This is a genomic window from Streptomyces albicerus (assembly GCF_008905045.1).
Taxonomy (GTDB): domain Bacteria; phylum Actinomycetota; class Actinomycetes; order Streptomycetales; family Streptomycetaceae; genus Streptomyces; species Streptomyces albicerus.
In genome coordinates, this window is record NZ_VWMY01000007.1 from 88549 (window position 1) to 102207 (window position 13659).

Here is a 13659-nt window from a genome sequence, read left to right on the forward strand (position 1 = left end):
GTGACGTGTGGCACCATGCTGGCCACCCCCACCGGCACAGCCCTCACGGGAGACACTTCCTAGTGCAGCAATCCGCCGTCCCGGAACTGGCACACACGCACACCCGCCCGATCCACTGGGTCGCCACCGCCACCGCCCTCGCCGGGGTCGTCGCGGTCTCGGCCTTCCTGCAGCCCGACCGGGCCACCGCCGCCCAGCACGGCCCCGAGGCGCAGGCCGCCCCGGCCGTGACGGCGCCCCCGGACCCCGCAGGCGTCGACTTCCCGATCGAGTGCGGTCCCACCAAGGCCGTCGTCCAGGAGCAGGCTTCCGGCGACCTCGACGGTGACGGCCGTCCCGAAACGGTCGCCGTGGTCCGCTGCGAGGCAGGCTCCGGCACCCCGCCCAGCGGCGTCTACGTCCTCACGCAGGCGGAGGGCGCCCCGAAACCCCGCGTCGTCGCCACCCTCGTCGACCCGAAGGACCGCCTGAGCGTCAAGGACTTCACCCTCCGCGACGCCGCGGTCACCGCGACGCTCCTCGGCTACTCCTCGCCGGACGTGCCGAGTTGCTGCCCCGACGTGAACGACCGCGCCAAGTGGCAGTGGAAGAACGGCGCGTTCGTCCGCTCGACACCGTCCGGAGCCCGGAGCGTGTGAGAAAAGACACCGAGGTGTGAGAAATCAGACAGGTCGTAACGCGGAGTACCCGTCAAGTCACTCTTAGGTCATTCAACGTCGGGACCGTAAACCTCGACCCTGTCCGAAACCCGACGTACGTGGATGCAGTCGCCCGGGCACTCCTTCGCGGAGTCGGCGACGTCGCGCAGAAGCGTCAGGGGTACGGGTGTTGTGGCGCCCGGGGCCTGCAGCAGCTCGTCGTCCGAGCTCTTCACATAGGCCAGCCCGTCGATGTCCAGCTCGAAGACCTCGGGGGCGTACTGGGCGCAGATTCCGTCGCCGGTGCACAGGTCCTGGTCGATCCAGACCTCAAGCGCCTCGCTGTCGACTCCGGACTCCTGCTGCACGGTCATTTCTCCTGCCGTTTCCTTCGCCGAGCTGCCCGAAGACTCGGGAATCGGGCCAGCTCCGACGGGTGTTGAACACTTCGACCCTACCTTCGGCCGCTTCCCAATCATGTTGGGTGGGTATTCCCCTGGCGTGAGGGAGAGCGCAAGGGTGAAGATCGGACACACCCCGACCGTCTTTGTGATCTAGGGGTTTCAATCGACACCCACCCAGGTAGGGTCTGGAAGCGTCCAGCTCCCCTTGGAGGAGGTGAGGACCGTGGCAGCCCACGACGACGACATGAACCGCGGCATCCGCCCGGGACGAGGGTCCGACGACCCTGCCGGGCAGATTGCCTACCTTGAGCAGGAGATCGCCGTCCTGCGACGCAAGCTCGCCGACTCTCCGCGACACACGAGGATTCTCGAAGAGCGGATCGTCGAGCTGCAGACCAACCTGGCCGGCGTGTCCGCGCAGAACGAGCGGCTCGCCAACACCCTCCGAGAGGCCCGCGACCAGATCGTGGCACTCAAGGAGGAGGTCGACCGGCTCGCACAGCCGCCGGCCGGCTTCGGTGTCTTCCTCATGGCGAACGAGGACGGCACGGCCGACATCTTCACCGGGGGCCGCAAGCTCCGGGTGAACGTCAGCCCCAGCGTCGAGCTCGAAGAGCTCCGGCGCGGCCAGGAAGTGATGCTCAACGAAGCGCTCAACGTGGTCGAGGCCATGGAGTACGAGAGCGTCGGCGACATCGTCACCCTCAAGGAGATCCTCGAGGACGGCGAGCGCGCCCTTGTGGTGGGGCACACCGACGAGGAACGGGTGGTACGGCTCGCCGAGCCGCTGCTGGACATCACCATCCGCCCCGGCGACGCCCTGCTGCTCGAACCCCGTTCCGGCTATGTCTACGAGGTCGTACCGAAGAGCGAGGTCGAGGAACTCGTCCTCGAAGAGGTCCCGGACATCGGCTACGAGCAGATCGGTGGTCTGAGCGGCCAGATCGAGGCGATCCGGGACGCGGTCGAGCTTCCGTACCTCTACCCCGACCTTTTCAAGGAGCACGAACTGCGGCCGCCCAAGGGCGTGCTGCTGTACGGGCCTCCCGGATGCGGCAAGACGCTCATCGCCAAGGCCGTCGCCAACTCGCTGGCCAAGAAGGTCGCCGAGGTGACCGGAGCGGCGGCGGGCAAGAGCTTCTTCCTCAACATCAAGGGCCCCGAGCTCCTCAACAAGTACGTCGGTGAGACCGAGCGGCAGATCCGCCTCGTCTTCCAGCGCGCTCGTGAGAAGGCCAGCGAGGGCACACCCGTCATCGTCTTCTTCGACGAGATGGAGTCCCTCTTCCGCACCCGTGGATCGGGCGTCAGCTCGGACGTGGAGAACACCATCGTCCCGCAGCTGCTCGCCGAGATCGACGGCGTAGAGGGTCTGCAGAACGTGGTGGTGATCGGTGCCTCGAACCGTGAGGACATGATCGACCCCGCGATCCTGCGCCCCGGCCGTCTCGATGTGAAGATCAAGATCGAGCGTCCGGACGCCGAGGCGGCGAAGGACATCTTCGGGAAGTACCTCACCGAGCGGCTCCCGCTGCACGCCGACGACCTCGGCGAGCACAGCGGCAGCAGGTCGACCACGGTCCAGAGCATGATCCAGTCCGCCGTGGAGCACATGTACACCGAGTCCGAGGAGAACCGCTTCCTCGAGGTCACGTACGCCAACGGCGACAAGGAAGTCCTGTACTTCAAGGACTTCAACTCCGGCGCCATGATCGAGAACATCGTCGGCCGCGCCAAGAAGATGGCCATCAAGGACTTCCTCGAACACAACCAGAAGGGCCTGCGGGTCTCCCACCTGCTCCAGGCCTGCGTGGACGAGTTCAAGGAGAACGAGGACCTGCCGAACACCACTAACCCGGACGACTGGGCCCGGATCTCCGGAAAGAAGGGCGAACGGATCGTTTACATCCGGACGCTCATCACCGGAAAGCAGGGCGCGGACACCGGACGCTCCATCGACACGGTGGCGAACACCGGTCAGTACCTGTAAAAGACAGGGTGGCTGCGGGTGCCCTTACTGGGTACCCGCAGCCGACTGTTTTTCAGGGCACAGCTGGAGCAGAGCAATGACGCAAATGATCTCCCCACCAGCGCAAAGGCGTTCTAGGCTCTTCGGTACCGCCGAGTCGCGCAGTGCGGGGACGGGCACCGCACACGCACCGGAGCGCCAGCGGTACTTGAGCGGCGTCCCCGACCGAGGGCGCCGCCGGGCAAGGAGGGCCGCATGACCGTACGGCGAGTAATGGGCATCGAGACGGAGTACGGGATCTCCGTCCCCGGCCACCCCAACGCCAATGCCATGCTCACCTCGTCCCAGATCGTCAACGCCTACGCGGCGGCGATGCACCGGGCCCGGCGGGCCCGCTGGGACTTCGAGGAGGAGAACCCGCTGCGGGACGCGCGAGGCTTCGATCTCGCCCGCGAGGCCGCCGACGCCAGCCAGCTCACCGACGAGGACATCGGCCTGGCCAACGTCATCCTCACCAACGGCGCGCGCCTCTACGTCGATCACGCACACCCGGAATACAGCGCTCCCGAAGTCACCAACCCGCGGGACGCCGTCCTGTGGGACAAGGCCGGCGAGCGCATCATGGCGGAGGCCGCCGAGCGTGCGGCCCAGCTCCCCGGCGCCCAGCCGATCCACCTCTACAAGAACAACACCGACAACAAGGGCGCCTCGTACGGCACGCACGAGAACTACCTGATGAAGCGGGAAACCCCCTTCTCGGACATCGTGCGCCACCTCACGCCGTTCTTCGTCTCACGCCAGGTCGTCACCGGAGCGGGCCGCGTCGGTATCGGCCAGGACGGGCACGAGCACGGCTTCCAGCTCAGCCAGCGCGCCGACTACTTCGAGGTCGAGGTGGGCCTCGAGACCACCCTGAAGCGCCCGATCATCAACACGCGTGACGAGCCGCACGCGGACGCCGAGAAGTACCGCCGCCTGCACGTGATCATCGGCGACGCGAACCTCTCGGAGATCTCGACCTACCTCAAGCTCGGCACGACCGCCCTCGTCCTGTCGATGATCGAGGACGGCTTCATCGCCGTGGACCTCGCCGTGGACCAGCCGGTGCGCACGCTGCACCAGGTCTCGCACGACCCGACCCTCAAGCGCCTGATCACGCTCCGCAGCGGCCGGACACTCACCGCTGTCCAGTTGCAGATGGAGTACTTCGAGCTGGCGCGCAAGTACGTCGAGGAGCGGTTCGGCGCGGACGCGGACGAGCAGACCAAGGACGTGCTGACCCGCTGGGAGGACGTCCTGGGGCGCCTGGAGAGCGACCCGATGAGTTTGGCGGGCGAGCTGGACTGGGTGGCCAAGCGGGAGCTCATGGAGGGCTACAGGCGCCGTGACAGCCTCGAGTGGGACGCCGCCCGGCTGCACCTGGTCGACCTCCAGTACGCCGACGTACGCCCCGAGAAGGGCCTCTACAACCGCCTGGTGGAGCGCGGCAGGATCAAGCGCCTGCTGGACGAGACAGATGTGCAGCGGGCCGAGACGAAGCCCCCGGAGGACACGCGCGCGTACTTCCGCGGGCGCTGCCTCGAGCAGTACGCGGACGACGTCGCGGCGGCCTCCTGGGACTCGGTGATCTTCGATCTGCCGGGCCGGGACTCGCTGCAGCGGGTTCCAACCCTGGAGCCGCTTCGCGGAACGCGTAATCACGTCAAGGAGCTCCTCGACCGCTGCCGCACGGCGGAGGACCTGGTCAGGGTCCTGTCGGGCGGCTGACCGGGCCGCCGCGGCCTTCGGGCCGAAACGGCCGGGCGAGGTGGAAAGAGGCGGCGTCCGGGAATCATCGAGGTGGCCCCCGGACGTTGTAGCAACTGCGGGGCCGATGTCGGACCCTGCTTGTAGGGTCTGATCAAGAACGTCGAACCGAGCGGGGTGAGGGTTATGGCGACCAAGGACACCGGCGGCGGACAGCAGAAGGCAACGCGCAACACCGAGGAGGTCGAGGAGCAGGCGCAGGACGCGCAGGCATCCGAAGACCTCAAGGAGCGCCAGGAGAAGCTGTCGGACGACGTCGACTCCGTACTGGACGAGATCGACGACGTCCTCGAGGAGAACGCCGAGGACTTCGTGCGTTCCTTCGTTCAAAAGGGCGGAGAGTAGCCCCGGTTGTCCGCCCCGGAGCCGGCCTGTTTCAGCGGGTCGGCGCCGGGACGGATGACTGGCGTAGGTACGGGTATGGTCCGTGCACAGATTTGATGATCGGCTCGGCCGTCCCCGGCGGGCCGCAGCCTACGTGGAAGGAATCGCGTGGAAGCCAACCCTCGTAGCACCGGGCGTCTGCCAGCTGCCTTCCTGACGCCCGGCTCGTCCTCGTTCATGGACTTCCTGTCCGAGCACCAGCCGGACATTCTCCCGGGTAACCGGCAGCTGCCGCCCATCAAGGGCGTCATCGAGGCACCGCACGGGACCACGATCGTGGCCGCCACGTTCCCCGGCGGCGTCGTGCTGGCCGGTGACCGGCGAGCCACCATGGGCAACATGATCGCCCAGCGCGACATCGAGAAAGTCTTCCCGGCCGACGAGTACTCGGCGGTGGGCATCGCCGGCACGGCGGGTCTGGCCGTCGAGATGGTGAAGCTGTTCCAGCTGGAGCTGGAGCACTTCGAGAAGGTGGAGGGCACCACGCTCTCCCTGGAGGGCAAGGCGAACCGCCTGTCCACGATGATCCGGTCCAACCTCGGCATGGCCATGCAGGGCCTTGCCGTGGTCCCGCTCTTCGCGGGGTACGACGTGGACCGCGAGAAGGGCCGCATCTTCTCGTACGACGTGACGGGCGGCCGCTCCGAGGAGCACGGCTTCGCGGCGACGGGCTCCGGCTCGATCTTCGCCCGCGGGGCCATGAAGAAGCTCTACAGCAACGACCTGACCGAAGAGCAGGCCACGACGCTCGTCGTACAGGCGCTGTACGACGCGGCAGACGACGACTCGGCGACCGGCGGTCCCGATGTCGCCCGCCGGATCTACCCGATCGTCACCGTGATCACCGACGAGGGATTCCGCCGCATCACCGACGAGGAGTCCTCCGAGATCGCCCGCTCGATCCTGGAGCGACGCCTGGAGCAGCCCGACGGCCCGCGGGCCGCACTGCTCTGACAGCGGCCCTCTTGTCAAGGTGATCCAGTGACTTCCACAGAAAGGGACGGATAGCCGGTGTCGACGCCGTTCTATGTCTCACCCCAGCAGGCCATGGCCGACCGGGCGGAGTATGCCCGCAAGGGCATCGCCCGTGGCCGCAGCCTCGTCGTGCTGCAGTTCGCCGACGGCATCGTGTTCGTCGGCGAGAACCCGTCCCGTGCGCTGCACAAGTTCAGCGAGATCTACGACCGGATCGGTTTCGCTGCCGCAGGTAAATACAACGAATACGAGAACCTCCGGATCGGCGGCGTCCGCTACGCCGACCTCCGGGGCTACACCTACGACCGTGACGACGTGACCGCCCGTGGTCTCGCCAATGTCTACGCCCAGACGCTCGGCACGATCTTCTCGTCCGCGGCCGAGAAGCCGTACGAGGTCGAACTGGTCGTCGCCGAGGTCGGGGAGACCCCCGAGGGCGACCAGATCTACCGCCTGCCGCACGACGGATCGATCGTGGACGAGCACGGCTCGGTCGCGGTCGGCGGCAATGCCGAGCAGATCAGCAGCTATCTCGACCAGCGCCACCAGGACGGCATGTCGCTCGCCGAGGCGCTCAAGCTGGCCGTCCAAGCGCTGTCCCGCGATACGAACGGCAGCGAGCGGGAGATTCCCGCGGAGCGGCTGGAAGTCGCTGTGCTGGACCGGACGCGTCCGCAGGCGCGTAAGTTCAAGCGGATCGTCGGCCGACAGCTTGATCGTCTGCTGGAGGAGGGTGGGGCGTCCACCGCCGCGGAAGCCGAGGAGCCCGAAGACGAGGAGTGACCTCCTCGACTTCTTCAACCTCTCTGCCCTTTGTGTGCCCCGGCCTCCTGTAGGCCGGGGCACACGGCGTTCTGGGGGGGGCTGAGGTCCGGTTCGTGGCGTGCGGGTTGTCCTGGGCTGGTCGCGCAGTTCCCCGCGCCCCTAGGGGGCGCCTGGTGGGGCTGTGGAGCCTCGTACCACCAGTTCCACTGGGATGTCACCCTGAGGGGGTTCGCGGGCCTCCATGACGGCCAGGAGGGCTTCCATGCCGCGTTCGCCGAAGAGTTCGGCGTCCAGGCGGACGGTTGTCAGCTCCGGGTCGATGGCGGTGGCGAGGGCCAGGTCGTCGAGGCCCGTGATGGAGAGGTCGTCGGGGACGCGGAGGCCCAGGCGGCGGGCCGCCTTGTAGGCGCCGGCGGCCAGTTTGTCGTCGTCGCAGACCAGTGCGGTGGGGCGGGGGCCCGGGGCGGCGAGGGCGCTCTCGGCGGCGGTCAGGGCGCCCTCGATGGAGATCGGGGCACAGACCGTGCGCAGCTCCGTGCCGGGGACCGCGGCCAGCCGCTCGGCGAGTTCCCGGGCGCGTACCTCGAAGGTCCAGGACGCGATGTCCGCCGCCAGGTGCAGGAAACGGCGGTGGCCCAGGCCCAGCAGGTGCTCCGCGACCTGCCGTACACCGTCACGGATGTCGAGGTTGACGGTCGCAGCGCCCGTGCTGCCCGCCGGGTCGCTGTCCAGCATGACCAGCGGCAGCTGGTCGCCGCGGATCGCCGTGAGGGCGTCGGCGGCCATGGAGGAGGCGATGACGCCGTCCAGGGCGGCCTGCGCGGAGGCGAAGGGGTCCCGGGCCGGGCCGATGCCCTCGGGGGAGGGGTAGAGCACCACGCCGAAGCCGTGCTCGGCCGCCACCCGGGCCGCGCCCGTGTAGACGCCGGCGAAGAACTCGGTCGTCAGGGCGGGGACCACCAGCAGCACGGTGCGGGTGCTGCCCAGGCGGAGGTTGCGGGCGGCCAGGTTCGGCCGGTAGCCGAGCTCGCGCGCGGCCTCCCGTACGCGCTCCGCCGTCCGCTCGGAGACCCGCCCGCGCCACTTCTCGCCGAGCACCAGCGAGACGGCCGCCTGGGACACTCCCGCGGCCTGGGCGACGTCACGGCTCGTGGGGCGGGGGCTGCCTGCTGCCACCGTCGACCTGTCTTTCTGCTGGACTCGCGGACAGCGCACATGGTACGTATGACGAGCGACGTTATACGTAAAACTTCCGCCGTTTCCGGCGCCGGGGACGAGAAGCACCGGGCGCCGGGGAGCCGAGAGGGGCAGGGCATGGCCGCGGGTTACCTGGAGATACTCCGGACGAGGCACGCCACGCGGCTGCTGGTCGGCACCTTGGTGGGCAGGCTGCCGAACGCCACGGCCGCGATCGCGATCGTGCTCTTCATCCGCGCGGAGGGCGGCACCTACAGCCTCGCCGGCGCGCTCGCCGCGGTCTACGGCGTGGCCAACGCGGTGGGACAGCCGCTGCTCGGCCGCCTGGTGGACGTCCACGGGCAGCCGCGGGTCCAACTGCCCGCCGCACTCGTCTCGGCCCTCGGTATGACCGTGTTCGCCTTCACCGGCACGGAGCCGCTCCCGCTCGCGTACATCCTCATAGCCGTCGCCGGGCTCTTCACGCCGCCCCTGGAGGGCGGTCTGCGGGCACTGTGGCCCTCTGTCCTCCGTAAGGAGGACCAGGTGCACACGGCGTACGCGATGGACGCCGTCGCGCAGGAAGTCATGTTCACCGTCGGGCCGTTGCTCGTGACGCTGTGCGTGTCCCTGTGGTCCGCGCAGGCCGCGCTGATCGTCCTCAACGTCATCGGCGTCCTGGGAGCGCTCTCCGTGGTCCTCTCGGGGCCCTCGCGCGCGTGGCGTTCGGCGCCGCGGGAGGCGCACTGGCTCGGTGCGCTGCGTTCACCGGGACTCATCGCACTGCTCGGCGCGTTTCTTTTTGTCGGTAGCGCGCTCGGCTCCATCACGGTCGCGGGCGTCTCGTACGCGGACGACCACGGCGGCGACGCCACGTACGGTTGGCTGATGGCGGCCCTGGGGCTCGGCGCGCTCGTCGGCGGCACGGTCTACGGGGCGCGGCAGTGGGCCGGCCCGCCGGAACGGCGACTTCGGGTGCTCGTCGCCCTCTTGGCGGTCTGTTATCTGCCGCTGCTGTTCATGCCGGGCGCGGTCGCCATGACGGCGCTGGTGGCGCTCGCCGGGGTCTTCCTCGCACCCTGTATCGCCTGCGCGTTCATCATCATCGACCGGCACGCGCCGAGGGGCACGGTCACCGAGGCGTTCTCCTGGTTTGTGACGACGTTCACAGTCGGAGCGTCCGTCGGAACGGGCCTCGCGGGACCGGTCGTCGAGTGGGGTGGAGCCGTCTGGGGGTTCGCCGTACCGGGCGCCGCAGGAGGCGTCGCGCTGCTTGTTCTGCTGGCCACAGGGCGGGTCCTCGCAGCTACGGGCGGCGGCACGGTGGTTGAGGGAAGTTCGGAAAATGATCGAAACGGTGCCACCGAACCCCGTTTCAGCACAGGCCATCAGGCGTAATGTTCAGTCATGGACCGCCGCATTTTCGGGCTGGAGAACGAGTACGGCGTCACGTGTACGTTCAGGGGACAGCGTCGACTGTCTCCCGACGAGGTGGCGCGGTACCTCTTCCGCCGTGTCGTGTCATGGGGCCGCAGCAGCAATGTCTTTCTGCGAAACGGCGCCCGCCTCTATCTCGACGTGGGATCACATCCGGAATACGCGACTCCCGAATGTGACAACGTGACGGAACTCGTCACCCACGACAAGGCCGGCGAGCGCATTCTGGAAGGACTCCTGGTAGACGCCGAACGACGCCTGCACGAGGAAGGAATCGCGGGCGACGTCTACCTCTTCAAGAACAACACCGACTCGGCGGGCAACTCCTACGGCTGCCACGAGAACTATCTGGTGGCCCGCCACGGGGAGTTCTCCCGGCTCGCGGACATCCTCATTCCGTTCCTCGTCACGAGGCAGCTCCTCTGCGGTGCCGGCAAGGTGCTGCAGACCCCGCGCGGCGCCGTGTACTGCGTCAGCCAGCGGGCCGAGCACATCTGGGAGGGCGTCTCCTCGGCGACGACCCGCTCCCGGCCGATCATCAACACCAGGGACGAGCCGCACGCGGACGCCGAGCGCTACCGCAGGCTGCACGTCATCGTCGGCGACTCGAACATGTCCGAGACGACCATGCTCCTCAAGGTCGGCGCCACCGACCTGGTGCTGCGCATGATCGAGGCGGGCACGGTGATGCGCGACCTGACCCTGGAGAACCCGATCCGGGCGATCCGCGAGGTCAGCCACGACATCACCGGCCGCCGCAAGGTGCGCCTGGCCAGCGGCCGCGAGGCCTCGGCCCTGGAGGTGCAGCGCGAGTACTACGAGAAGGCCGTGGACTTCTGCGAGCGCCGGGGCATCCGCACCGGCACCGTCGAGCAGGTCCTCGAGCTGTGGGGGCGCACGCTCGACTCGATCGAGTCCGAGGACCTCGACCGGATCGGCACCGAAATCGACTGGGTGATGAAGTACAAGCTCATCGAGCGGTACCGCGCCAAGCACAACATGACGATGTCGCATCCGCGCGTCGCGCAGATAGACCTCGCCTACCACGACATCCACCGTCGCCGGGGTCTCTATTACCTGCTGGAGAAGCGGGGCCAAGCCGCCCGGATCTGCAACGACTTGAAGATCTTCGAGGGCAAGTCCGTGCCGCCGCAGACCACTCGGGCCCGGCTGCGCGGCGACTTCATCCGGCGCGCGCAGGAACAGCGCCGCGATTTCACCGTCGACTGGGTCCACCTGAAGCTCAACGACCAGGCACAGCGCACCGTGTTGTGCAAGGACCCGTTCCGTTCCGTCGACGACCGGGTGGAGAAGCTCATCGCCGGCATGTGACCGCCGGAAAGTGACGCATGCGTCCTGGGATTTCAGGAACGCAACGCGGGGCGCCGTACGTTTTCCGTACGGCGCCCCGCTCACATCGTAGAGTTGCGCGCACGCCATCAACCAAGATCGACCGATACGAGGCCCCCACCGTGCGCCGACGCTCACTTCTTCTCGCCGTACCCGCTGGACTGGTCACTCTCGCCGGATGCGGTGACGACGACAAGTCGGACAAGGCACAGTCCAGCGACAGCCCGTCCCCCTCGGCCTCGGGTTCTCCCTCGTCGGCCCCGCCGCCGAAGATCGTCGCCGGACCGCTGCCGGGCATCACCGCCGGCGAGAAGTTCGGTGAGAAGCCGACCGTCGCCAAGGGCAGCGGCGATCCCTCGAAGGACCTCGCCGTCGAGACGGTCATCGTGGGCACCGGCCAGACGGTGGCGGAGAACGACTTCGTCCAGGCCCACTACCTCGGCCAGGTCTGGTCCACGGGGAAGGTCTTCGACAACTCCTTCGACCGCAAGGCGCCGCTCCTCATCCAGCTCGCCCAGGGCCAGATCATCGACGGCTGGCGCTACGCCCTCGCGGGCAAGAAGGCCGGCAGCCGCGTCGAGATGGCGGTCCCCCCGACCTGGGGCTACGGCAAGTCGGGCAACGCGCAGGCGGGCATCAAGGGCACCGACACGCTGGTCTTCGTGGTCGACATCCAGAAGACGTTCAACGGCAAGAGCTCGGCCAAGGGCACGTCCGTCGCACAGGACAACATCGACCTGCCGAAGGTCGGCACCAACACCGACGGCAAGGCCCCCTCCATCGAGGTACCGAAGAAGGCCGCGCCGACGAAGCTCGTCGCGAACTACATCCTGGAGGGTGACGGGGACGAGGTCGCCGCGAGCGACAGCCTCCTCGTGCAGTACAAGGGCGTGCTGTGGGCCGACGGCAAGGAGTTCGACTCCTCGTACAGCCGCGGGCAGCTCACCTCGTTCCCGCTGGCGCAGGTCGTCAAGGGCTGGGCGCAGGGCCTGACCGGCAAGAAGGTCGGCAGCCGGGTCCTGATCGTCATTCCGCCGAAGCTCGGGTACGGCGACAACCCGCCGGAGGGCAGCGGCATCAAGAAGGACTCGGTGCTCGTCTTCTCCGTCGACATCCTCGCGAAGATGTAACCCCTTCGGGGATGCAAGACTGTCAGCGTTGCCTTGTCGTACACAGGCGTCGCAAACATGTGCCGCAAACAAGCAGGAGCGAGAGACGTGAGCATCGAGAAGCCCGAGATCGACTTCCCGGGCGGCGAGCCCCCGGCGGACCTCGAGATCAAGGAGATCTGGGAGGGCGACGGACCGGTGGCCAAGGCGGGCGACACCGTCTCCGTCCACTACGTCGGCGTTGCCTTCTCCACCGGCGAGGAGTTCGACGCGTCCTGGAACCGCGGTACGCCGCTCCAGTTCCAGCTGGGCGTCGGCCAGGTCATCGCGGGCTGGGACCAGGGCGTACAGGGCATGAAGGTCGGCGGCCGCCGCCAGCTGACCATCCCCTCCCACCTCGCGTACGGCGAGCGTGGCGCCGGTGGCGGCCGTATCGGCCCCGGCGAGACACTGATCTTCGTCTGCGACCTGGTCGCGGTCTGAGTCTCCGCGGACAGTCGGCCGCGGGCGATCCGCGGTCCGGTCAGCATGACGGTCGGGTCACGGTCCGATCTTCGTACGTCGTGTGGTCGCGGTCCGACCGGACCCGATCACTTGGGCCCATGCCTGTCCGGGCATGGGCCCTCGGCTTTTGCCACGACACCCCGGGGCGGTACGGTCATCGGTCGGAAGCACCATAGGGAAGGGCATCGATGGCCATTGCCAAGGCAGAGCGGCTGATGAACCTGGCGCTGTGTCTGCTCGGGACGCGGCGGCCGCTCAGCAAGCGCGAGCTTCGCGAGTCCATCGAGGCCTATCTGGAAGCCAGCTCGGACGATTCCTTCAACCGGATGTTCGAGCGAGACAAGGACGATCTGCGCGAACTCGGCCTGGTCATCGAGACGGTGGAGAACCTCGACGGCGAGGTCGGCTATCTGGCCCGCCGCGACAGCAACCGTCTGCCGCCCATCACCCTCGACGCCGAGGAGGCCGCCGCCCTCGGCCTCGCCGCCAAGGTCTGGCAGCAGGCCCGCCTCGCGGGCGCGGCGAGCGGCGCCCTGCAGAAGCTGCGCGCCGCCGGAATGCCCGAGGACGTCGACCCGTACGAGGCCCATGGGGCCCTGGAGCCGCGCATCCCCGTGCACGAGGCCGCCTTCGAGCCGCTGATGCTCGCCTGCCGCGACCGGCGCCCCGTCTCCTTCGACTACCGCAAGGCGACCGCCGCCCACCCCGAGCCCCGCCATGTCGAACCATGGGCCCTGGAGTGCTGGCGCGGTCACTGGTACCTGGCCGGCTGGGACCGTGACAGGGGAGCGGAGCGGGTCTTCCGGCTGTCCCGGATCACGGGCAAGGTCCGTACGCGCGGCGGGAAGTACACGGCCGAGGTGCCCGACGTCGTCACCGTGCGTGAGACCGTCGCGAGCTGGGCGGGGGACATCGCCGACCGCTCCGCGCTGATCCGGCTGCGGTCGGGGGCCGGCTACCCGCTGCGCGCCAAGGCCGCCTCCGTACGGGAACTCGGCGACGGCTGGGACGAGTTGGAGATTCCGTACGGGCACGGCCTGGACGCCTGGCTCGTCGAGTTCGGGCCGGACGTGGTGGTCCTGGAGCCCGCCGAGCTGCGGGCCGACGTCGTGGACCGGCTGCGCGCTGTGGCCAAGGGCTGA

General features: G+C 68.4%; 13 protein-coding genes and 1 pseudogene. 12 read left to right on the forward strand and 2 right to left on the reverse strand.

Going from position 1 to position 13659, the window contains the following annotated elements; translation table 11 throughout:
• Positions 1-62: 62 nt before the first annotated feature.
• Complete coding sequence (locus tag GAS53_RS07680) at positions 63-638, forward strand: hypothetical protein (protein WP_151476699.1); 576 nt, start codon at positions 63-65, stop codon at positions 636-638.
• 68 nt (positions 639-706) lie between these two features.
• Here GAS53_RS07680 and GAS53_RS07685 read toward each other — a convergent pair whose 3' ends face one another.
• Positions 707-1012 carry a ferredoxin gene (locus GAS53_RS07685; RefSeq protein WP_151476700.1) on the reverse strand — a complete coding sequence of 102 codons (306 nt, stop codon included), beginning with the start codon at positions 1010-1012 and terminating at the stop codon, positions 707-709.
• Between the two features lie 253 nt (positions 1013-1265).
• On the opposite strand from GAS53_RS07685, the gene arc reads away from it, so the two are divergent.
• The 6 genes and pseudogenes from arc to prcA all read left to right on the forward strand — a co-directional run bounded on the left by arc (position 1266) and on the right by prcA (position 6959).
• Positions 1266-3032 carry a proteasome ATPase gene (gene arc, locus GAS53_RS07695; RefSeq protein WP_151476701.1) on the forward strand — a complete coding sequence of 589 codons (1767 nt, stop codon included), beginning with the start codon at positions 1266-1268 and terminating at the stop codon, positions 3030-3032.
• 234 nt (positions 3033-3266) lie between these two features.
• Entirely contained in the window at positions 3267-4778 is a 1512-nt protein-coding gene (gene dop / locus GAS53_RS07700; protein ID WP_404829184.1) for a depupylase/deamidase Dop, read from the forward strand.
• Between the two features lie 165 nt (positions 4779-4943).
• The gene (locus GAS53_RS07705; RefSeq protein WP_010988079.1) at positions 4944-5162 is read left to right on the forward strand and encodes a ubiquitin-like protein Pup; all 219 of its coding nucleotides are present in this window, start codon (positions 4944-4946) and stop codon (positions 5160-5162) included.
• Positions 5163-5277: 115 nt separating this feature from the next.
• Positions 5278-5358 (forward strand): annotated as a pseudogene (locus GAS53_RS56115) (endonuclease VII domain-containing protein); the annotation flags it as partial.
• A complete protein-coding gene (gene prcB, locus GAS53_RS07715) occupies positions 5340-6155 on the forward strand; it encodes a proteasome subunit beta (protein ID WP_225858801.1) in 816 nt (271 codons plus the stop codon). The pseudogene GAS53_RS56115 and the gene prcB, both read left to right, overlap by 19 nt.
• Positions 6156-6212: 57 nt before the next feature.
• On the forward strand, positions 6213-6959 hold the full coding sequence (gene prcA / locus GAS53_RS07720; RefSeq protein ID WP_151476703.1) for a proteasome subunit alpha: 747 nt from the start codon (positions 6213-6215) through the stop codon (positions 6957-6959).
• A gap of 141 nt (positions 6960-7100) precedes the next feature.
• Here prcA and GAS53_RS07725 read toward each other — a convergent pair whose 3' ends face one another.
• Positions 7101-8117, reverse strand: coding sequence for a LacI family DNA-binding transcriptional regulator (locus GAS53_RS07725; RefSeq protein WP_151476704.1), 1017 nt, complete (start codon positions 8115-8117; stop codon positions 7101-7103).
• A 138-nt stretch (positions 8118-8255) separates the two neighbouring features.
• Here GAS53_RS07725 and GAS53_RS07730 point away from each other — a divergent pair, with 138 nt between their 5' ends.
• From GAS53_RS07730 to GAS53_RS07750, 5 genes are all read left to right on the forward strand, one after another.
• Positions 8256-9515 carry an MFS transporter gene (locus tag GAS53_RS07730; RefSeq protein ID WP_151476705.1) on the forward strand — a complete coding sequence of 420 codons (1260 nt, stop codon included), beginning with the start codon at positions 8256-8258 and terminating at the stop codon, positions 9513-9515.
• Between the two features lie 9 nt (positions 9516-9524).
• Positions 9525-10886: a Pup--protein ligase gene (gene pafA, locus GAS53_RS07735; RefSeq protein WP_151476706.1), complete on the forward strand. Its 1362-nt coding sequence runs from the start codon at positions 9525-9527 to the stop codon at positions 10884-10886.
• Positions 10887-11026: 140 nt separating this feature from the next.
• Positions 11027-12034, forward strand: coding sequence for an FKBP-type peptidyl-prolyl cis-trans isomerase (locus GAS53_RS07740; RefSeq protein WP_151476707.1), 1008 nt, complete (start codon positions 11027-11029; stop codon positions 12032-12034).
• An 87-nt stretch (positions 12035-12121) separates the two neighbouring features.
• Positions 12122-12496: an FKBP-type peptidyl-prolyl cis-trans isomerase gene (locus tag GAS53_RS07745; RefSeq protein WP_151476708.1), complete on the forward strand. Its 375-nt coding sequence runs from the start codon at positions 12122-12124 to the stop codon at positions 12494-12496.
• Positions 12497-12705: 209 nt separating this feature from the next.
• On the forward strand, positions 12706-13659 hold the full coding sequence (locus tag GAS53_RS07750; protein WP_151476709.1) for a helix-turn-helix transcriptional regulator: 954 nt from the start codon (positions 12706-12708) through the stop codon (positions 13657-13659).